This window comes from Agrobacterium sp. CCNWLW32 (assembly GCF_037083425.1).
Taxonomy (GTDB): domain Bacteria; phylum Pseudomonadota; class Alphaproteobacteria; order Rhizobiales; family Rhizobiaceae; genus Agrobacterium; species Agrobacterium radiobacter.
The window spans coordinates 75,427-96,360 of record NZ_JBAOJM010000012.1 but is presented as its reverse complement, the minus strand read 5'-3'; the positions used below and the strand labels follow the sequence as shown (position 1 = coordinate 96,360).

Sequence of the window (20,934 nt, the reverse complement as noted above, 5' to 3'; positions counted from 1 at the left end):
GAAACCACAAAGCGCAGCCGGTAGCGTTCAGGCTGCGGAAGTAGTCGCCGCCGCAACAGCGACGTCTCACTGCCGCGATCTGGCATTTTGATGGTGAAAACAATGACGGTGTCTTTCGACCCGAACCACGTCCCCCCGCCCTCGCCGCTTCATGCGCACCGGTGGATCATTCTCATTGCGGTCATGCTGGCATTTCTGCCTGTCGTTCTCGACATGACGATCCTGCATATCGCCGTGCCGTCGCTGACGCTTGCGCTGCAGGCATCGACCACACAGGTCCTGTGGATCATCGATATCTATTCGCTGCTCATGGCCGGTTTGCTGGTGCCGATGGGCACCCTCGCCGACAGGATCGGCCACAGGAAAATGCTGCTGACGGGCCTGTTCGTTTTTGGCCTCGCCTCCGTCGTGGCGGCGTTTTCGCTTACGCCGTCGATGTTGATCGCCGGACGCATCCTGCTTGCATTTGGCGCGTCGATGATCATGCCCTGCGTGCTCGGCATCATCAGGCGCACATTCGAAGATCCGGGCGAGCGCGCCATGGCGCTCGGCCTTTGGGGAACGGTCGGCGCAGCGGGTGCGGCGGTCGGCCCGCTGGTGGGCGGCGCCCTTCTCGAGCATTTCTGGTGGGGATCGGTCTTCCTCATCAATGTTCCCGTGGTGCTTGTGATCATGCCGATCATCGCCTTCATCCTCCCGGAAAAGGAAATCCTCTCTCCGGGCAAATGGCAGATAAGCCAGGCCCTGCTTTTGATCGTGGGGATCATCGGACTGGTCTTTGCCGCCAAAACCGGTTTCAGCGGTAAAGAGCCGTTCGCAATCGTCGGACTGGCCCTTCTGATCGGCGCGACTGCCCTTGCAATCTTCGTTCGCAACCAGCTCTCCGTCGCAGAACCCATGCTTGACGTGACGCTCTTTTCCCGCCCGGCCATCGTCACGGGTGTCGGCATGGCCGTCGTCACCGCCGGAGCGCTTGCGGGCGTCGAGCTTACGCTTGCGCAGGAGCTGCAGTTCGTCCTCGGCAAGTCGCCGCTGCAGGCCGGCCTCTTCATGCTGCCCATCATGGTCGCGGCGGCCGTTGGCGGCCCGGTTGCCGGCTTCCTGTCGAACCGTCTCGGCCTTCGGGCGGTTGCGAGCGCCTCGCTTCTTGTTGCAGCCGCCTGCCTTGTGACGCTGGCGCAGTCCGATTTCCATGATCCGGGCCTCGCCGTGCCGGCATGCCTGACATTGCTCGGCCTATCCCTCAGCATCGGCCTGACCGCCTCGTCGATTGCCATCATGGGCGCAGTTGAGGCTGAAAAGGCGGGCGCTGCCGGCTCCCTGGAGGCAACGGGTTACGAACTCGGCGCGGGCCTCGGCATCACTTTCTTTGGCGTGGCGCTATCGGCGATCTACATGGGGGCGCTGGTGCTGCCGGCCGGCATTCCGCCACAACTGGCCGACGCGGCAAGCCACTCGATCGGCGATACCTACGTGTTGGCGGGAAAATTGCCGCAAGACCTCGCGGCAGCTCTGGTAACCGCCGGCAAGAGCGCCTTTTCACAGGCGCATGCGGTTCTGCTGACCGCGGCGGGAACCTTGATCGGTCTGCTTTCGGCAGCGGTCTTCTTTGCCCTGAAAAATGTGAAGGCGGGCCACTGAGCCCGTCTTTTCATCATTCGCCAAAATCAATCGGGCCGAATGGACCTCGATCAAGGAGATATTGCGATGTCACACATCATCAATGAGAGCCGAGCCGTAAAATATCCCCTGCCGATACGCTGTCTGCATTGGGTAAGGGCGGCGCTCATCATCGGGCTTATCGCATCCGGCTGGTACATGACGCGATTGCCGGAAAGCGACATGGCCACCGCCTCGATCTTTTATCCCAACCATAAACAGTTCGGTGTTCTGGTCTGGCTGCTTGCCCTCGTTCATCTGGCGCTTCGCTGGCGCTACAGGCAGATCATGCCTTCAGCGCCAGCGGCTCTGGCGCCATGGGAGAGAATTCTCTCCCATGCGGTACACAAGCTCCTGATCCTGTTGACTTTCCTTGTGCCGCTGCTCGGATATTCGCTGTCCAGCAGTTTTTCTGAGAGCGACGGGGTACCGTTTTTCGTAATTTCACATCTGCCGGAGCTGCTTCCCAAAAACGACAGCGCCTTCGTGATTTTCCAAACGCTGCATCGATACGGCGCTTACGCAATTCTGATCCTGATCGGCCTTCATGTGCTGGGTGCTCTCAAACACAGGCTCATGGACAGGCGCGGCCCGACCGATGTGCTTCCGCGCATGTTGTGACGGGGCTTGACCGATAAATTCCGGCAGCATCGGAAAACCGATGCTGCCTCTTTAGATGGTGGATGTTCAGGCGGCAGGCAATCACTTGTCCGACGCCGGCCTGCCAAGGCCCAGCAGGTGGTAAAAGGCAATCGCCCCAATTGTTGCCGTGCCGATACCATCAAGCGTGAAGCCGGCGACATTAAGCTTGAAGTTGCCCGCGCCCAATACCAGCGCAATACCCACGGTGATGAGGTTGCGGGGTTCGGAAAAATCGACCTTGTTTTCAACCCAGATCCGTCCGGCGGTCGCCGCGATGAGGCCGAAGACCACGACGGAAAGGCCGCCGATGACCGGCCCCGGTATAGTCTGAATGAGCGCACCGAATTTCGGAGAGAAGCCGAGAATGATGGCAACCAGTGCGGCAACGATGAAGACGAGCGTCGAGAAAATGCGGGTTATCGCCATGACGCCCATGTTTTCGGCATAGGTCGTCATGCCGGTTCCGCCGAAGGCGCCTGAAAACATCGTCGCAATGCCGTCGCCGATAAAGGCGCGGCCGAGATAACGATCAAGGTTCTGCCCGGTCATCGCGCCTATCGCCTTGATATGTCCGAGATTTTCCGCCACCAGAATGACGACGACCGGTGCGATCAGCGCAATCGCGGATCCTGAAAACACCGGTGCGGTGAATGTCGGCAATCCGAACCACGGTGCAGCCGCCACGCCCGAGAAGTCGACAGACTTGCCAAAGCCGAAGCCGTTGGCGAGCACGAGATAAGCGAGATAGGCAATCGCGCCGCCGAGAAGAATGGGCAAACGGCGCGCCATGCCGGGGGCATAGACAGCAATCGCACCGACCGATGTGACAGTCAGGATCGCAATCCAGCGCGACAGCTGGTCGCCATCGGGGTTGCCGGGGCCGGAGCCGGAAGCGCTTGCGATCGCAATGGGGGCGAGAACGAGACCGATTGCCGCAACGATCGCGCCGGTCAGAACCGGCGGCATCAGCTTTTCGATCCAGTTATGGCCAGCGATCATGACGATGACGCCGATCAGCGCATAGAGCACACCGGCGGCGATGATGCCGCCGAGTGCCAGCGCGATATCAGGACTTGCCGCACCCGCGGCTGCACCCGTTGCCACAAGCACGGGCCCGATGAAGGCAAAGGAGGAGCCGAGATAGCTCGGCACACGACCGCCGACGGCAATGAAGAAAATGAGCGTCGAGATACCCGAAAACAGGATCGAGACATTCGGATCGAACCCCATGATCAGCGGCGCAAGAACCGTGGAACCGAACATCGCCACGACATGCTGAAGACCGAGCACCGCTGTCTGTCCCGCAGGCAGCCGCTCATCGGGCAGGATGCGCCCTTCGGTTTTCAGTCGCCAGCGCGGAAAATAACCACCGGTATCGCTCATGTCGTCCCCCCAGGAAACAGCCGGCACGCGCTTCCCGGGTTTTCCCGTTTCAGTCCGTAGCCGCGCAGAGATTTGCTTTTATGATTTGCGCGTGTAACCGAGATCGAATCGGCAGCCGGCGCATCTTTTCTCCGTTAGCGCGATTGCCTGCCTCTGTCATCGGCAACGGCGTGTTACCCACTGTTACGCATTCCGGCGCGGAAAAATCGGCTCCCGCGCCAGTAAAAAGCACCAGATCGACGGACGGTCTTATTGCGCTTTTTCAAGCGCCGTCATGATCTCATAGGCAGCGGAAACCCGCTCCTCGTTGGGATAGTTTTTATTGGCCAGAATGACGATGCCCAATTTCTGGCTGGGGATGAACGCCACATAGGCGCCGAAACCATTGGTGGAGCCGGTCTTGTTGATGAAGACATCCTGACGCGGCTTCATGGGCGGCGAGATTTCGGAGACCGGAACGGTCTTGAGCAAGGCGCCGGAGTTCAGCTCTCGCAGCGTCTTCAGCGGCGTTGGATGGGCATATTGCTCCCAGACCATATCCTGCGTCATGGCGTCGACGCTGAAATATCCCGTATGGGTGTTGGTGAGCGCCTGCTGGATTTTTCCATCCAGCTTTTCCAGACCCATATTGGCGTTGACGAAGCGGATCATGTCCTGCGCTGTCGATCTGACGCCGTAGGCCTCGGATGAAAGAATGGCGGGCGTCATGCGGGCCGGTTCGCCGGTTCGCTTATAACCTTGTGCGTAGTCGACCATCTTTGCCTTGGGCACTACGGTGAAGGTGTTCTTCAGACCGAGCGCGGGGAACAACGTGTCCTGCATGACGACATCAAAGCTCTGGCCCATGGCTTTTGCGGTAATGTATCCCAGCATTCCGATGCTGGGATTGGCGTAGGTTCGGTGCGTTCCAGGCTTGTAGGAGGGTTTCCAGGCCTTCAGATAGGCCAGCAACTGCTGTTCCGTCTTGATGTTGTCGGGCACCTGAATCGGAAAGCCGCCGGCGGTGTGGGTGCCGAGATGCATCAGCCCGACATTGCCGAAAGGCTTGCCCTTCATGGAGGGAAGATAATCTTCAACCTTGCCGGAAAGCGAGAGCTGGCCGTTTATCTCGGCATAGGTGCTGAGCGTGACGGTGAATGTCTTGGAGATGGAGCCGAGTTCGAACAGCGTCTGCGGGGTCACGGGCTCATTCGTGCTTTCGGACATGACGCCATAGGTGAAGATGTGGCTCTGACCATCAATGCTGATACCAACGGCAAGACCGGGGATGCCGTTCTTCTCCATGACCGGCTTGATCGCGGCATCCGCTATCGCTTTCAGCCTCGTTTCATCGGCGGCAAAGGCCTGCGTGAACAGGCTCGTCGAGAGCAACGCAGCCAGTGCGATATGTCTGCGATTAAGTTTCATCTTTCGCATTCTCCAAAACCTTGAGTGGATTTTCGGCTTGTTCGCCATCCCCAGCGAAAAACGTTTAACCGCCCTACATTGCACGAACAAATCATGATATCTCGGAAGAGACACAAGAAAATCTAGGTCTTGAATGGTTCGGCAATTTCTTCCCCTGAACGGCTTGCGGGCCTTTGAAGCATCCGCCCGGCACCTGAGCTTCACCCGCGCGGCCATCGAACTGTGCGTGACGCAGGCGGCTGTGAGCCAGCAGGTGAAGGGGCTGGAAAAGCGGCTGGGGGTTGCGCTGTTTCAGCGGCTTCCACGCGGGCTGAAAATTACCGCCGAAGGTGAGGCCCTGCTGCCGACGGTGACCAGCTCCTTCGACCAGATGGCGACGACGCTCGACCGGATTGAGGCCGGACAGGTGCGCGAGCTGCTGTTTCTGGGTGTCGTGGGAACCTTTGCCGTGGGCTGGCTGCTGCCACGGCTGCAGGCGTTTCAAAAGCAGCATCCCTTCATCGATGTGCGGGTTTCCACCAATAACAACCGCGTCGATATGGCGGCTGAAGGGCTGGATTTCGCCATCCGTTTCGGCCAGGGCTCCTGGCACGGCACGGATGCCTTTCGACTATTCGAGGCGCCTCTTTCCCCACTCTGCACCCCGAAACTGGCGGAGACGCTGAAAACGCCCGCCGATCTGATGGAAACGACGCTGCTGCGCAGCTACAGGGCCGATGAATGGAGCAACTGGTTTGCGGCCGCCGGCATAACGCCTGCAGCACAGGTGAATGCAGGCATTGTTTTCGACACGTCTCTGGGCATGATGGAAGCCGCCCTGCAGGGGCTCGGCGTGGCGCTGGCGCCGCCATCGATGTTTTCGCGGCATCTCGCCTCCGGTGCAATCATCCAGCCTTTTCCGGTTACCATTTCGCTCGGAAGCTATTGGCTGACCCGGCTGCAGTCGAAACCGCCCACACCCGCCATGCAGGCCTTTTCCGGCTGGATGTTCGAGACCATGGGCACCGCAGTATGACGACTATATCAAGGCAAGTAGAACGCCGCCGGCCGCGCAGAGGACCACCACGGCCCATGGCGGTGTTTTCCAGATCGTCAACAGGATGAAGCCTGTCAGCGCCAGGGCGAAATCCTTCGGGGTGAAGATGGCGCTTGTCCAGACCGGATCATAAAGCGCCGCGCCAAGAATGCCGACGACGGCGGCATTTGCGCCACGCATGGCAGCCTGCGCCAGAAGGTGCTTGCGGAACCCTTCCCAGAAGGGCAGCGCGCCGACGAGCAGCAGCATGCCGGGAAGGAAGATCGCAACAAGGGCGATCGCCGCGCCCGCAACACCGTTGGGCTGCGGCCCCACCACCGCACCGAGATAGGCGGCGAAGGTGAAGAGCGGACCGGGCACGGCCTGGGTTGCGCCATAACCCGCGATAAAGGCATCTTCCGTGACCCAGCCTGTGGCGACGACTTCCGATTGCAGCAGCGGCAGCACCACGTGGCCGCCGCCGAAAACCAGCGCACCGGCGCGATAAAAGGCGTCGAACAAGGAGAGGCCCTGTGAAGCTGCCGCAGCCGCAAGCAGCGGCAGGAGGGCGAGAAGCAGGGCGAAGGCGGCAAGCGCTACGTATCCGACGCTTTTGGGCACCCGGAAGGCGAGATGGGTGGCCTGCCCCGCGGCATCGGAACGACAGAAGACCAGCCCGGCAACGGCCCCAATGGCAAGCGCCAGAACCTGCCCGAAGGCGCCGGCGACAAACACCACGCAGACGATGCCGGCCAGCGCGATGCTGGCGCGTTCACGATCCGGCGCGAGGCTTTTCGCCATACCCCAGACCGCCTGCGCCACGACGGCGACGGCGACGATTTTCAGCCCATGCAGGAGGCCGGTGCCGACCGGCCCATCAATGGAGGCGGCAACCATGGCGAAGAGAAGGAGGAGAATGGCGGATGGTAATGTGAATGCCGTCCAGGCCGCCAGCGCGCCGAGCGGACCTGCGCGCAACAGCCCAAGCGCAAACCCCACCTGGCTGGAGGCCGGGCCGGGCAGAAACTGGCACAGCGCCACGAGATCGGCGTAACCGGCCTCATCGATCCATTTGCGCCGCACAACCAGTTCATCGCGAAAATAACCAAGATGGGCGATGGGGCCGCCGAAAGAGGTGACGCCGAGCTTCAGGAAGGCCGCAAAAACCTCGCCGGGCGTGCCGTGTCTCTGGCTGCGCACTTCGGTCTCTATGGTTCGTGTTGACGATTTCACGAAAGAACTCCCTGCGTGCAACGGCTATTCGTCAACACATATCGGCCTCAAGACGGTTTTGGTATCAGACACCATTATGACAGGGATATGAAGGGGCTGGCGGCAGGGACGCCGGAAAGTTGCGAGAAGTTTCCGGCGTCGTCTGGCGATTATTCGACGAAGGGCCTATCGCTCGGTCGGCAATAAGTCGGTGAAGTGCGAAATCCAGCCATTTTCATCCGTGCCGCCGGAAAAACCCGTTGCCTCCCAGATGATGTGATGCCTGTTGCTGCCGTTGTGGATGGTCACCGCGGCGGCGATGGGGGTCGGCGACCGCCACGAAAAGTTGCGGTTCGGACCGGGCTCGAGATGGCTGAGGGATTCAAGCTGGACATCATCGAGGAACAGCACCGTGCTCATCTGGGTCTCATAGAGGTTCTCCCATCGCGCCTGCGCCAGCGCATTGGCTGCCGCAACGAGAAGATTGCTCTCGCCGACGGGATCGGCCAGGGCCGCCAGACGCCATGCCGCGAAGATATTGGTGATATCCCCCGTGCTGAGGCCGAGGCTTGAGAGGAATTCGATGGTCTGCGCATTGCCGAAAGCATCATAGCCCGCTTCACCAAAGGGCCGGATATGCTTGACCACGAAATTGCTGAGAATTGGCATGTTTGTCTCCTTTTTTGGGACATGAGCCACCTGTTTCCGGACGTTGACGTGCGGGATCGCATGGTGGGATTCTGTGTTGATTGGGTGCCGGGATATCTCCGGCAATCGATGGGAATGCGGTTAGTGTTCGGCTTGCCGGCCTAACCGAAGGTGATGGCGACGCGGGCCGGCATGCCCAAAAACTCCTGCAGGCCGAGGCGCGTTCTGGCGCCGCCCCTCCCGGCCGGCCATGGGTCGAGAATATGCAGTTCGAGATCCTTGCCGTTCACGGTGTAGCCGTAGACGAGGTAATAGTGGTATTCGGTTCCGATCACGAAGACGCGGTTGTTATCGATCTCGCTCCTGACGATATCGGCCGTCAGACCGTTGACGAAATGGCCGCCGGTCGTGGTGTGATCGAAGGCGTTCCACTGGCTGGACACCAGCTTGACGATATTGCTGTTCGGATTTGCCCCGCCCAGTTCAAGGATGCCGGCGGATTGATCCAGAACCTGCGCCAGCTCCCAGCGTTCCTGAACCTGTGGATCGACGGTCGCGAGCGCTGCGGTATTGCGTCTCGCAATGTCGTATTGGGTGGCCGCAGGAAGCCCGCGATAGGCCCGCACCATCTGCTCGACGGCGGCAAAGCACCAGGCGGGGGTGTCCTGAGGCACCAAAACGGGAGGGTTGTTGACTGTCGGCATGGTCTTCTCCTTTCTGAAAATGACGCGGCATGGCGCGCTTCGATGGCGGCCCGGTGCCCGTCGTTGATTTGGTGAATGTCGAAGTTCCGGCGGCCGTCCTGCCGGCATATGCGCCGGCAGGACATGCCCATGATCCATGCCAAGGGGGACGATTCCGGCTGAGACCATGGATGCGCTTCCTGCCGGGCCGGAAAGGGAACGGCAGGGTCTCAGGGGATCAGGCGGTCTTGCTCAGATCCTGACGATAGGCCTGCAGCGACGCGATTTTTGCGTCCGCAGCGGCCTCGCGTTCGGCGACGATGGCCGAGAGCTTCTCCGCGACACCTGCCAGATAGGCCGGCAGATTGGCACTGTCGATATATCCGCCCTGCAACTTGTTCAGCTTCGACCATCCTTCGGCAAAGCTGCGGTTGAAGCGGTCGGAGACGATCACCACCGCGTGCCACTGGGCGGTTTGCCTGACGAAGAACTCGTCGACAGAACGGATGAGCTGCGCGAAGCGGTTCTTTCGCAGCGTCTCCTGCCCGGCGACATTTTCAATGCCGGTGATCTGATGCTGGGCATCATCTGCAACCGCTTGCATGAAATCGGCGAAGCCCTTGAAGAAGAAGGCTATTTCTTCAACGATTTCCTTCATGCGTTTCAGCGCCGAAATGCTGACATTGAGCGATTGCACCGCAAGCTTGATCTTGTCATCCTCTGCCTGCTTTCCCTTCAGGAGGGCGTTGATCCTGATGAGCTCGGCCGCCTGGGTACGGCGCTCCTTCTCATAGGCCTCCGCCTTGTCGATCATCTGCATCTGGATTTCGCGCAGGCTGGCCGCCTGCTGCTGCTGCTCTTCGGAAAGCTTGCCCAGCCCCTTGTCCAAAGCATCGAGCGAGGCCTGCAGGCTGGAAATAACCGTTTGCTGAGCGGCGATCTTTTCTTCCTGCGCCTTGAGTTCCGCGGCGCGTGCAGCCAGACGTTTATCGAGTTCGGCAAGCTCGATGGCCTTGCTCGATTTGGGGTCGGCGCTTTCCGCGTCGTCCGCAAGCTTTGCCTTGGCGTCCTCGAGCGACTTGACATCTCCCTTCAGAGCGTCGCGTTTTTCCTCGCTCTTGCGAAGCTCGGCTTTCTTTTCGGAAAGCTCGCTCTGCTTGGCGGCCGCATCGGCCTTGCTTCCGCCGCCTGACGGGGTGCGGGAGCCGCCGCCCTGCCCCTGCCCGTCCGTATCCTGTCCGGCCTTGGATTGTCCTGAAAGTGCGCCGCCAACCGACGAGGCCAGCATGGAGGCGGGACCGCCTGCCACCATGGCAATGGCGGGAATCGCGCTTGAAATCATCTGCGCGCCGACCCGGACGATCGACATGACAAAAGCACGCTGCTCGGCCGTATTGGCCCGCTGCTCATATTCCCGAGCCTTCTTTTCGAATGCCGCAACCTGTTCCTTGAGATCGTTGACAAGCGATTCAAGCTGTTCCCGTCGTGCGTCCGCCTCCCGGATTTCCCGTTCCATCACCGCTTTATCGGCGAGGCGTTTGCTCAAGGCTGTTTCGCTCATATCCGTGGTTTGGGCCGTGTCCCTGATGATGGCGTCATAGGTCGCAGCAAGGGCAAGAAGCTCGTCTCGAACGCTGAGCGCCCTATCCCGGATGCCCGTTGCGAGCTTTATCAGATCGTTGGAGACGAATGCCTTTATTTCGGCCTGATCGTTTTCTTCCCTGACATCGAGCCAGTCCGGGAAAAGATCGGCGATAGACAGACCGATGCGGGTCGCCGCCTCCATCGCATTCTTCATGACTATTTCGCTTTTCTGCTGCGACGTGATCAGCCTGTTCATGATAGCGCTGATGCGGACGCGAATATCGCCGTTTTCCTGCGGTGTTGTGTTGTAGGCGATGTAAAGCAGATCAATCGCATTGTCGGTGTCGCGCTTGGCGCGCTCGACATCATAGGTTCCCTGGACCTTATCGACATAGGACCGGACAAGCGCCGTATCCGACTTGGGAAGGCTGAAATTCGGTTGCGAAACGATCGCATCGACGCCGGCGTCGATTGCGCTGTTGATCTGGGCGGTCCGGCTTTCGAAAGTCACGACATTGTTCATTTTCATGCTCCTGTTGATGGGTGGTTACGGAGAGTCATGGGATTGATCGTTCACGATCCGCACTGCTTCTTCGCGTCGTCCGGCAGTCCGGCCTCGGTGGAGGAAATGAACTGCGGCACGTCTTTGGTCAGGCCGTCGATCTCGGTGGAGAGCCGCGTAACCTGACGTATTTTCGCGTCGTCAGGATTGACCTCGCTCGCTTCCTTCAGAGCGCTGGTGAAGTTGCCGACCTGAATGTTGAAGTCCTGAACCTTGACGTTGATGGTGGAGATCGTCGCTTTGAGCTTGGTGATCTGCTCCTCCAGAGTTTTCACCGCTTTCTCGTTCTCCGAGTGGCTCTGCTGTGCCGCCGCAAGCTGGCGGCGATTGTTTTCGAGCTGGTTGCGAACGCCTTCAAGAGCCGCCCGGGCATTGTCCAGACGCGGCTGCGCGGTGCGGTATTCCCTCTCCGCATCATTCATCCAGCCCAGCGCCTTGACCGCCGCGTCACCCGCCTGGCAAATTCCCGGCAGGAAGAAGAGGACGCCGCTGCATATTTTTACTCGCTTGGCCTGCTCGTCCATTTCCTTCCGGGCTTTTTCGAAGGTGGCCTGACGCGCCCTGACGTTCTCGCTCTCGGACTGAACCAGCTCCTCATAGCCCTTCACGCTGGTTTCGGACTGCACCACCTGCCGCTCCAACTCGATCTGCAGGTACATGGCCTGCCCCAGCGCCTTCTCGCGGTCGGCGCTGAGTTGCTGTTGCGCCGTCAGATGCTCCATCAGGCACACGGATCGGCGGCCGAGCAGTTCGCGGCTCGCTTCCGCCTGTTCCAGTTTCGACTGGAAAGCCGCCGTCTGCTCGGCGGTGAGGGTTGCCGCGTTCGCAAGGGCCGGCTGGCCCATGGACGGGATATCGAATTGCATCGCGATGGCCGCAAGGCCAACAAAAACAACATGTTTAAGTTGAATCATTTCAACCTCCTCTGAAGAATCGGGGATGAATAAAAGGCATGACGGGCTCTACGCGCCGCCCGGCATCGCTGCCGACCGCGTTCGAGACATGGCAGTAACATTCCGGTGTCATGTGGTTTCGGATGCATCTTTCGCGATGTCGTCAATGCCTAAAAAGCAACCATCAAAGATTGTATTCACGGCAAATGGACTAAAGATTTCGCATCCACGGCTTCATTAAATTATGCAATAAAAACAGTAGATAACTTCTTTGTCAGCGCCACCCTCGCAAACCGTCTCAAAAGGGAACACATTTTAACGCGCCCCTTAACATTCAATTTATGAGAGTATTTTTTAATACCGCGCAACAGAGCCTCGGGGGAGTGCAACAAAATGCACGCATCTTCCGGAGCGGAACCTTTCGGCTGTCACGCCTGCCCCAAGCAGCCGTCGTCAGCGAGCAGAACTCACGTTTTCGAATTCGCCATAAAGTAGCGAAGAGCAAAAAACCACGGGAGAAAGGTATCCGGAAAAGCAGGCGCTCCAGTTTCAAAGACGCACCCCAAAAGGGACTTCGTCCGGTCTCAGCCGGACGTGCTTCGAGAGAGGCTGGGCTTACTTGCGAACCGCATCCTGAACGATGACGCCTTTGGTGATGCTGTCACCCATCTTTGCACCCACATATCGGCCGTCTTCAAACAGGAGCAGCGCCTCGTCCGCGCGTTCGGAGACTTCGGCGCTTTCGCCACCGTCATGTGCGCCGTCGGCCTCGGATCTGTTCATGGCGGGCAATTTACGCTGGCGGCGGTTCAGGCAGTTGTCGTTCCACCTGGCTGGGCATCCAGCCGCAGGACACGCGCATTGATCGACTGGCTGGAACTGGAAGATACAGCGCAGCGGCACCCGCCAGGCGGCGATAATCGCGAGCGGCCGTGGAGCCTGAATGGCTGGCTCATTGCGGCAATCGAGACGCTCGCCACGGCCTATCTCACCGCGGCTTCGCCATGGGGAATCTCCCCGGCAATGGAGGCATCAGACGAAGAGGCTATCGGAACAGACGCCGTTATCGACGGTGTGAGCTGGTCACTGCGGCACGCGCAGGACTTGTCTTTTCTTTCGGAGGAGATGCGGATGTTCCTTGGGCATGCGCCCGGTTTCCCCATCCTGTTGGACTTGCTGTCGGCCGCGAAAACAGGCGCTTGCGATGCGACGGGTTGCGCGTTCTCCCGCAAGGCGGCCGCCCGTGCGTACGGGATCAGCCGCGCTCACGTTACGGCCATGCTTGCCAGGGCCGAGCGGTTCAACATGCTGATGAGAAACGGATCAAGAATAGTTCTGAGCGATCCGGCATTGCAGAATGTCCAGCGCGATCTGGCCTATCAGCTCGCCTTCGTCGTTTTATGGACGGAGGCGGCGAAAACGTCTCCGCCGTCTGCCGATGGCCCGGAGAGCCTGTCCGGCCGAAATGCCTCCAGCAATCCGCGATAGGGCTTGGTGAGCGGCGTGGCATAAGCGCCGCGCTTGGCGGTTGATAACCCCATCGACACCAGCGATTCCGCCTGTTTGACGGCCGCCGCGACGCCATCGACAACCGGTACACCGAATTCATCGCGCAGTTCGGCGGCAAGGTCGGCCATGCCGGCGCAACCGAGCACGATCGCCTCCGCCCTGTCCTCTTTCAGCGCCAGCGAGATTTCCTCCCGCAGCCTTTCGCGGGCGTTCGAGCCGGGATCTTCCAGCGACAGGACAGGAATATCGGCAGCGCGCACGTTGCAGCGGGCGGACATGCCGTAACGGTGGACGAGATGTTCCAGAGGCAGCCGTGAGCGTTCCATCGTTGTGACGATGGTGAATTTCTGCGCGATGAAGGCGGTGGCGGAGACCGCCGCCTCGCAGATGCCGATAACGGGAATATCGGCGAGCGCGCGGGCCGCATCGAGCCCGGTATCGTCGAAACAGGCGATGATCGCCGCGTCGGCTCCAAGCGCCGGCGCCTTTGCCAGCTCCAGCAGCAGGCCGGGCACGGCGAAAACCTCGTCGTAATAACCTTCGATGGAGACAGGCCCCATGGACGAGGTGACGGCCAGTATGTCCGTATCGCGGCCGGCTATCCGCGTCGCGGCGTCGGCAATGGTCGCGGTCATGGATTGCGTGGTGTTGGGATTGATGACGAGAATGCGCATTTTACGTTTCTTTATCCGCGCGAATGGCGGCGATTGAGCGTGACGATCAGGCCGAGCGTGGCCGCAATCACCAGGAAGGAAAACAGGGTTGTAACAGCACCGAGCGCATAAAGCACCGGCGTCGTGACATTGGTGGTCATGCCGTAGATTTCCAGCGGCAGCGTGTTGTAGGTGCCTGACGTCATCAATGTGCGGGCGAACTCGTCATAAGAAAGCGTGAAGCCGAAGAGGCCGACGCCGATCAGGCTCGGCGCGATCATCGGCAGCACCACATGGGCGAAGGTCTGCCAGGAGGATGCCCCGAGATCGCGGGCCGCTTCCTCATAGGACGGCGAAAACCGGTTGAAGACGGCCAGCATGATGAGCACGCCGAAGGGCAGCGTCCAGGTGAGATGCGCGCCGAAGGCGGACGTATACCATGACGGCTCCAGCCCGAGCTGCTGGAACAGAACGCCGATGCCGAGCGAAATGATGATCGACGGCACCACCAGGCTTGCGACCGACAGATAGAACAACGGCGTCGCACCGATGAATTTGCGCCGGAAGGCAAGGCCCGCCAGCAGCGAGACCAGCACGGTAACGGCCATGACCATCAGCCCGAGAGCGAAGGAACGGCGGAAGGAGCCGCCGAAATCGCCGACGGCCTGCTGTTCGAAAAGATTGCCGAACCAGTGCAGCGAAACGCCGTTCAGCGGGAAAGTCAGGCCGCCATTCGGCCCCTGAAAGGCGAGGATGAGGATGGCCGACAGCGGACCGTAAAGAAACAGCACGAAGAGGGCGAAAAAGAAGGCGAGGATATAGAATTCGCGGCCGCGTTTTTCCTGATGCATGGGATCAAAGCTCCTTGCGGATATCGACGATGCGCAGGATGCCCGCGACCATCAGAAGAACGAGGATGAGCAGGATGACGGCGTTCGCAGCGGCGGCCGGATATTGCAGCAGCGACATCTGGTTCTTCATCATCAGCGCCACCGAGGCGCTCTGACCGCCGGACATCACCTGAACCGTGGAGAAATCGGCCATGACCAGCGTGACGACGAAGATGCTGCCGATGGCCATGCCGGGCTTGGCAAGCGGAATGATGACGTTGCTGAGCGTCTGCCAGCCCGTCGCGCCGGCATCCCGCGCCGCCTCGATCAGCGATTTGTCGATACGCATCAGTGTGTTGAAGATCGGCGTGACCATGAACAGCGTATAAAGATGCACCATGGCGAGCACCACGGCGAAATCCGAATAAAGCAGCCATTCGATCGGTTCGGGAATGATACCGGTTCCGACCAGGGCGCTGTTGACGAGGCCGTTTCGCCCAAGCACCGGAATCCAGGAAATCATGCGGATGATGTTCGACGTCAGGAAGGGCACGGTGCAGACGAGGAAGAGCACCATCTGCATGGTGGTGGTGCGGATGTGGAAGGCGAGGAAATAGGCGACCCAGAAACCGCAGAACAGCGTGATGGCCCAGACCACGGCGGCATATTTCAGGGTGTTGAGATAGGTCTGCCAGGTGACCCAGGAGCCGAGCGTTTCCAGATAGTTGAACGTCACGAAATCCGGATACATCTGGGCGAAATCGTAATCCCAGAAGCTGACGACGGCGATCATGAGGATCGGCAGAGCCAGGAAAAAGCCGAGGATCAGCAAAAGCGGAGCGGCCTGAACATAGGACACGAGCTTTTGCGGCAGCGCGAAGCTGCGGGGCGGCCTGTCCTTTTTGTCGCTGACGCCGATGAGTCTGACCGTCACCATCATGAAGCCTTTCGCTGTTTATGGGCAGGCACCGGCGGCATTGACCGCCGGCGCCGTCTTTTCAGGACATCAGGCCGCGATGAATTCGTTCCAGCGGCGGACCATGTAGCGGTCTTCATCCATGACGGAGTTCCAGCACGCGACCTTGCCCATGCGTTCCTCGAAGGAGCCGCCATCGCGCACCGCGCCGGCCTTTTCCATGACCTTGCCGTCGGGCGCGATGATATCGCCCTGCGCCGGCTTGCCTTCGACCCAGTAGCCCCACTCGTCGGCGGTCATGTGCTCCTTGGCCGTTTCCATGGCGGCGGAATAATAACCCTGACGGTTGAGGTAAGCGCCGACCCAGCCCGAGGTGTACCAGTTGATATATTCATAGGCCGCATCGAGTTTCGCGCCCGAAAGGTGCTTCGCAAGGCCAAGACCGCCGCCCCAGGAGCGATAACCTTCCTTCAGCGGCTGGTATTTGCAGGCGATGCCCTTGGAACGGACCGCCGCGACGGCGGGCGACCACATGGACTGGATGATGACTTCGCCCGACGCCATGAGGTTGACGCTTTCGTCGAAGCTCTTCCAGAAGGCGCGGAACTGGCCGTCCTTCTTCGCCTTGATGAGGAAGTCGATGGTCTTGTCGATCTCCTCCTTGGTCATGTTGCCCTTGTCGGCATATTTGATGTTGCCCATGGCTTCCATGATCATCGCCGCATCCATGATGCCGATGGAGGGGATGTTGAGAATGGAGGTCTTGCCCTTGAACTTCGGGTCCATGATATCGGCCCAGCTGGAGATATCGCGGCCGACGAGATCGGGGCGGATGCCGAGCGTATCGGCATTGTAGATGGTCGGGACCATGGTGAAATAATCGGTCTCGCCCTTCGCAAATGTCTTGTCGCCGGGCTTTTCGACGAAACCGACGGTGTGCGGGGCCGTGCCCTGCGCCACGACGCTGTCTGGCTTCAGCTTGCCGTTTTTGAACAGCGGCACGATCTTGTCGTAATATTTCAGCTTCTTGATTTCCATCGGCTGGATGACGCCGGCCGGATAGACCTTCTTCAGGATCCAGTATTCGATATCGGCGATATCGTAGGAATTCGGCTGGGTGACGGCGCGCTGGGCGGCGGCATCCGAATCCGTCGCCGTCATTTCGAGCGTGATGCCGAGATCGGCCTTGCACTTTTCGGCAATGGCGTTGAGGTTCGACACACCGGTGCCGAACTGGCGAATGGTGATCGGGTTCTGCGCCCAGATGGTCGGGAAGCCGGTAATGAGGCCGGAGCCGATTGCGGCACCCGTGGCGGCTGCGCCCGCCTTCAGGAGGCCGCGGCGGGACAGGCCCTTTTTGCTGTTGGTGGTATCGGTCATTTCAAAGTTCTCCTCTGGTTATTTTTGGGGTCACTTCTCTACCCGGCCGAGCACGATGGCATCGGCCGCATTCCATGAAAGCGGTATGGCGTCTCCGGTCCTGACCGGATTTTCGAAGAAGGCGGCATCGCTGAGGATGACGTTGAAATCCTCGATGCCCGCGCCGGTTACGGCGATCTTCACGCTTGCGCCGCGATATTCGACATTCGAGACGATGCCGGTGAAACCGAGGCCCGGATGGTCTGCTTCGCCGACGCGGACGCGGTCGGTGCGCACGGCGATGTCGACTGCGCCGTCATCGGGGGCGACGCCGCTTGCTGTGAAAGTGCCGCCGCCCACCACTTCGAGCGTGACGAGATCATCTGATTTTTCCCGATAACGCCCGGAAATAACGTTGTGGTCGCCCATGAAACGGGCAACGAAGGCGGTGGCGGGACGCTCGAACACCTCGCGCGGGGTGGCTGACTGTTCGATACGGCCGTCATTCATGACGACGATGATATCGGCCAGCGCCATGGCCTCTTCCTGGCTGTGGGTGACGTGGACGAAGGTGATGCCGAGCGAGGTCTGCAGCTTCTTCAATTCGGCGCGCATGCGGATTTTGAGGAACGGATCGAGCGCCGAAAGCGGCTCGTCCAGCAGCAGCGCCTCGGGATCGGTGATCAGCGCACGCGCCAGCGCCACGCGCTGCTGCTGCCCACCGGAAAGCTGGGCCGGACGCCTGTTGGCATAGGGCTCAAGCTGCATCAGCTGCAGCATCTCAAGCGCCTTCGCCCGGCGAGCTTCCTTGTCCACACCCTTCATCTTGAGGCTGAAGGCGACATTGTCGACGAGATCGAGATGTGGAAACAGCGCGTAGGACTGGAACATCATCGCCGTGCCGCGTCTGGCGGGCGGCAGATCAGTGACGACCGTATTGCCGAGCCTGATATCACCGCTGGAGATGCTCTCGTGGCCGGCGATCATCCTGAGCGTCGAGGTCTTGCCGCAGCCCGACGGGCCGAGCAGGCAGCAATAGCTCCCGGCCGGTATCTTGAGGCTTATCGCATGCACGGCGGTGGTGTTGCCGTAAATCTTGGATACGGAAGCGATGTCGATTGCTGCGGCTTTGCTCATAAACACTCTCCTGCGACGTCTTTGTCATGCAGGAGGCGTGCCAATCGGCTTAGCCATTGATGTAAAATGATATTTTTCTGCGCACCCGAAACCCGTGTGCGGACCTGCTCAATTTTACATCGATTGTTTTCGATTCATTGCAGAAATTGTATGCAATCTGAAGCCCAAAATATCTCGCGTTTCAGCCGGCCTTGAACCTGTCGAAAGCGGTGAGATATTTGACTGTCGGGTCGGCATCCCAGCGGTAGATTTCGGTCCGCAGGAAATGCAGTTCCTCATCGAGCTTTTCTTCAGGCAGTTCCACCCACCAGGATTTCGGCCGGCCATCGGAACCGTCGGACCAGCGATAGCCCCGCTTTTTTAGATGATCCTTCATGTCGAAGGGGCTGTTTTCCGCGTAGAGGCGCACCCTTGACCGCTGGCTCGCCTCACGGAGTTCGGCAAAGGGCGTGCTGCTTTGGCCGGGGCGCGTCTGCTCCAGCACTTCCAGCAGGGCGAAACAATCGTCCACCGCCCTATGGCCGTCGTGGAAATAACCTGACTGTCCGATCAGATAGCCAAGCTTGTTGCCCTCAAAACCACGCACCCGCCAGTCTATTTCCGAAACGGAACAGGCCCAGGCCTTGTCGCGGAAGATGGGTGAGAAGGTCTCGCAAAAGGGGCGGTCGAAACCCGCATTGTGAGCGACGATCAAATCGGCATCGGCAATGAGGGAAGTCAGCCGCGCCATGTCGATCGACTGTCCCGCGACCATCTCGTCGGTAATCCCCGTCAGGCGGGTGATCTCTTCGGGAATGGCAATAGCAGGCTGCCGCAACCCGCCATAGATGCCGGTGACATCGCCGATCGCACCGTTATCGTCGAATGTGAAGGTGATGACGCCGATTTCGATGATCTCGTCCGTGCGATGGTCGAGGCCCGTCGTTTCCGTATCGAGGATGACGCCTTGGCGGGGAAATTCCGGCCTTGGCCGATCAACGACCGTGCGCGGCTGCAGCCGGCGCAGGACACGATAATTGCCGGTGGATTCAAGGTATCCGGCAAGGGTCTCATCGTCCGTAGCGGTCTTTTGGGTCGTTTCGCGACCACCCGCTTTTCGCCCTCTTTCAGCCTGAGGAAGCCGCGCTGACGCGGGTGCGAAAAAATCCAACTGGGAGGTCATTATGCGCCTGTCCGCCTTGCCCGCAAATCAAGATTAAGTACTCCAACATATGCGCACAGGCTCACAGTAACAACAGCGGTCACTCTCATCCACAGGAACGGGATATATCACGGGGTACAGTTAAGGGTTGCGGCTTCAATTTACGATGGTAAAAAAACACACCGTTCCCGTGTTTCAGGAGAGAAGAAGAATGCCGCTTCCATCACCTTCCAACCCGAAAACGCTTGCCGACCAGGGCCAGTTGAAGCTCTTTCCGCTACAAAGCGGCCCGCACTTTGCCAATGTCGGCCTGACCAACGGGGCGAGCGGCATTGTTTTTACGGGCTATACGCGCGATGCGAGTCGGGACAATGAAGCCTTCTCCTGCTGCGGCAGTTACACCCTGCGCAATTCCGTCCACGCCGCGATTGCCGGCACGACCAGCGACAATTGCACGGTCTTTGCCCTGAAGAGCATCATCAACCAGCGCCCCTGCCTGGCGGTTGGGAAATTCGACCCCGATGGTAAGCCGCTGGAATTGTCGAAGTCGGAGTTCGATCAGGTCACCAAACCCCTGTTCCAGTTCGCGGACAAGGTTTCCCCGATCCTCGGCAGCGAGCCGGCGCCCGGCATCCAGATCCGCAGCGGCGACGCCTCCTATAATTATCAGGTGGATGCGCGCAGCGGCCGCTTCCGCTTCACCTATAAGGACGCGATGAACGGCGGGCGTTTCGGATCTTCGGCCGACGGCAATCTCTCTCTCGAGCACGACGGTCATCGCCTCGCCAGAATAAGTGCTGGCGGCAGCTATAGCAGTTCGGACAATTCGATTGCCGCCTCGGCCTATCGGGATATCGATTCCCGCGGCTTCGAGACGACGGTGCGCAGCGGCCAGGCTTCCGCCATGTTCGGAAGAACCTACACGGAAAACGCCATTACACGCAAAATGGGCGTCGGTTACGGCAACACCTCGTTCCGGCGCGAAGACACGCCGGGCGGAACGATCAAGGAAAGCCTCGGGCACAAACTGGACAAGGTCACACTTGAAGTATCCCGCACGCGCGACCGGGCAAAGGGCACCGAATATATGCTGACCATCAAGATGGAGCTCTGAGGCACTCGGGAACCGGAGCGGCTGCGACGGACCTTCTCAGGAGGCTGGACGATTGAGAAGCGTCTCGCAGTTGGCGGGATTGCCGATGATCTCACTCGTCTTGATGGTTGAGGCGGCATTCGCGGTGATCTTGATGATGCAGTCGCGACGATGTTCCTTGATCTTCATGCCTTCGGTTTCCGAGACCCTCGCCTGCCCGTCCACGGTCTTGACTTCGCGCCTATTGCTGAGGCCGGCATAGGTCTCCACATCGACCTTCAGCCAATAGGACTCGGTTTCGCCGTTTTCGATGATAACCTTGTTCGGGCGGCCAAGCCGGGCGATTGCGGCGTCACGCGGTTGCCCCACGAAACTTGCGACCGTGCGGGAGACCTGCGTCTCGTCGGTGCTGGTGCACGCTGCAACGACGACCAGAACGGCCGCCAGACATCAGGTTTCAAACCATTTCATTTCCAGATCATTCCCCACATGCAGCCGACCCCTGTCGGCCAGCATTCGCGGCAAATCTATGCACGATCATTCCCCCCTGAAAGATGGGACGGCCTTCAAGCCGATCAACTTGTTATGATCAGCCTTGTCGCGGGAGG

General features: G+C 59.7%; 20 protein-coding genes. 5 read left to right on the top strand and 15 right to left on the bottom strand.

Annotated features, from left to right (window positions below; translation table 11 throughout):
• Positions 1–102 precede the first annotated feature (102 nt).
• Both V6R85_RS20985 and V6R85_RS20980 read left to right on the top strand, forming a co-directional pair.
• Positions 103–1,641 (top strand): MFS transporter, encoded by a 1,539-nt coding sequence (locus tag V6R85_RS20985; protein WP_060723478.1) that lies wholly within the window; start codon positions 103–105, stop codon positions 1,639–1,641.
• A gap of 66 nt (positions 1,642–1,707) precedes the next feature.
• The gene (locus tag V6R85_RS20980; protein ID WP_080864989.1) at positions 1,708–2,280 is read left to right on the top strand and encodes a cytochrome b; all 573 of its coding nucleotides are present in this window, start codon (positions 1,708–1,710) and stop codon (positions 2,278–2,280) included.
• Between the two features lie 81 nt (positions 2,281–2,361).
• Here the strand turns inward: V6R85_RS20980 and V6R85_RS20975 are convergent, their stop codons facing one another.
• Entirely contained in the window at positions 2,362–3,684 is a 1,323-nt protein-coding gene (locus V6R85_RS20975; protein ID WP_111785143.1) for a solute carrier family 23 protein, read from the bottom strand.
• Positions 3,685–3,933: 249 nt separating this feature from the next.
• Complete coding sequence (gene ampC / locus V6R85_RS20970; protein WP_112958710.1) at positions 3,934–5,091, bottom strand: class C beta-lactamase; 1,158 nt, start codon at positions 5,089–5,091, stop codon at positions 3,934–3,936.
• Positions 5,092–5,224: 133 nt separating this feature from the next.
• Here ampC and V6R85_RS20965 point away from each other — a divergent pair, with 133 nt between their 5' ends.
• Complete coding sequence (locus V6R85_RS20965) at positions 5,225–6,106, top strand: LysR substrate-binding domain-containing protein (RefSeq protein ID WP_099086931.1); 882 nt, start codon at positions 5,225–5,227, stop codon at positions 6,104–6,106.
• 3 nt (positions 6,107–6,109) lie between these two features.
• Here the strand turns inward: V6R85_RS20965 and chrA are convergent, their stop codons facing one another.
• The 6 genes from chrA to V6R85_RS20935 form a co-directional block, all read right to left on the bottom strand.
• Complete coding sequence (chrA, locus tag V6R85_RS20960) at positions 6,110–7,339, bottom strand: chromate efflux transporter (RefSeq protein ID WP_111798448.1); 1,230 nt, start codon at positions 7,337–7,339, stop codon at positions 6,110–6,112.
• Between the two features lie 165 nt (positions 7,340–7,504).
• Positions 7,505–7,987 carry a hypothetical protein gene (locus tag V6R85_RS20955; RefSeq protein WP_087745469.1) on the bottom strand — a complete coding sequence of 161 codons (483 nt, stop codon included), beginning with the start codon at positions 7,985–7,987 and terminating at the stop codon, positions 7,505–7,507.
• A 140-nt stretch (positions 7,988–8,127) separates the two neighbouring features.
• A complete protein-coding gene (locus tag V6R85_RS20950) occupies positions 8,128–8,670 on the bottom strand; it encodes a hypothetical protein (RefSeq protein ID WP_111781190.1) in 543 nt (180 codons plus the stop codon).
• A 217-nt stretch (positions 8,671–8,887) separates the two neighbouring features.
• Positions 8,888–10,756, bottom strand: coding sequence for a tyrosyl-tRNA deacylase (locus tag V6R85_RS20945; RefSeq protein ID WP_112958711.1), 1,869 nt, complete (start codon positions 10,754–10,756; stop codon positions 8,888–8,890).
• 50 nt (positions 10,757–10,806) lie between these two features.
• Positions 10,807–11,709 (bottom strand): hypothetical protein, encoded by a 903-nt coding sequence (locus V6R85_RS20940; RefSeq protein ID WP_112958712.1) that lies wholly within the window; start codon positions 11,707–11,709, stop codon positions 10,807–10,809.
• A 594-nt stretch (positions 11,710–12,303) separates the two neighbouring features.
• A complete protein-coding gene (locus tag V6R85_RS20935) occupies positions 12,304–12,471 on the bottom strand; it encodes a hypothetical protein (protein ID WP_155272865.1) in 168 nt (55 codons plus the stop codon).
• Positions 12,472–12,549: 78 nt separating this feature from the next.
• Here V6R85_RS20935 and V6R85_RS20930 point away from each other — a divergent pair, with 78 nt between their 5' ends.
• On the top strand, positions 12,550–13,176 hold the full coding sequence (locus V6R85_RS20930) for a hypothetical protein (RefSeq protein WP_112958713.1): 627 nt from the start codon (positions 12,550–12,552) through the stop codon (positions 13,174–13,176).
• On the opposite strand, the gene V6R85_RS20925 is transcribed toward V6R85_RS20930, so the two are convergent.
• The 6 genes from V6R85_RS20925 to V6R85_RS20900 form a co-directional block, all read right to left on the bottom strand.
• Positions 13,068–13,871, bottom strand: a complete 804-nt coding sequence (locus tag V6R85_RS20925; RefSeq protein WP_112958714.1) for an aspartate/glutamate racemase family protein — start codon at positions 13,869–13,871, stop codon at positions 13,068–13,070. The two genes, V6R85_RS20930 and V6R85_RS20925, sit on opposite strands and share 109 nt — an antisense overlap.
• Before the next feature lie 11 nt (positions 13,872–13,882).
• Positions 13,883–14,701 carry an ABC transporter permease gene (locus V6R85_RS20920; RefSeq protein WP_004432890.1) on the bottom strand — a complete coding sequence of 273 codons (819 nt, stop codon included), beginning with the start codon at positions 14,699–14,701 and terminating at the stop codon, positions 13,883–13,885.
• A 4-nt stretch (positions 14,702–14,705) separates the two neighbouring features.
• Complete coding sequence (locus V6R85_RS20915) at positions 14,706–15,617, bottom strand: ABC transporter permease (RefSeq protein ID WP_003508215.1); 912 nt, start codon at positions 15,615–15,617, stop codon at positions 14,706–14,708.
• A gap of 69 nt (positions 15,618–15,686) precedes the next feature.
• The gene (locus V6R85_RS20910) at positions 15,687–16,976 is read right to left on the bottom strand and encodes an ABC transporter substrate-binding protein (protein ID WP_059758747.1); all 1,290 of its coding nucleotides are present in this window, start codon (positions 16,974–16,976) and stop codon (positions 15,687–15,689) included.
• A 30-nt stretch (positions 16,977–17,006) separates the two neighbouring features.
• Positions 17,007–18,092 carry an ABC transporter ATP-binding protein gene (locus tag V6R85_RS20905; RefSeq protein ID WP_112958715.1) on the bottom strand — a complete coding sequence of 362 codons (1,086 nt, stop codon included), beginning with the start codon at positions 18,090–18,092 and terminating at the stop codon, positions 17,007–17,009.
• Positions 18,093–18,273: 181 nt separating this feature from the next.
• On the bottom strand, positions 18,274–19,254 hold the full coding sequence (locus tag V6R85_RS20900; protein ID WP_112958716.1) for a 3'-5' exonuclease: 981 nt from the start codon (positions 19,252–19,254) through the stop codon (positions 18,274–18,276).
• Between the two features lie 190 nt (positions 19,255–19,444).
• Between V6R85_RS20900 and V6R85_RS20895 the strand changes: the two genes are divergently transcribed.
• Positions 19,445–20,347: a hypothetical protein gene (locus tag V6R85_RS20895; protein ID WP_112958717.1), complete on the top strand. Its 903-nt coding sequence runs from the start codon at positions 19,445–19,447 to the stop codon at positions 20,345–20,347.
• A 36-nt stretch (positions 20,348–20,383) separates the two neighbouring features.
• Here V6R85_RS20895 and V6R85_RS20890 read toward each other — a convergent pair whose 3' ends face one another.
• A complete protein-coding gene (locus V6R85_RS20890) occupies positions 20,384–20,695 on the bottom strand; it encodes a hypothetical protein (RefSeq protein WP_236775591.1) in 312 nt (103 codons plus the stop codon).
• Positions 20,696–20,934: the final 239 nt, after the last annotated feature.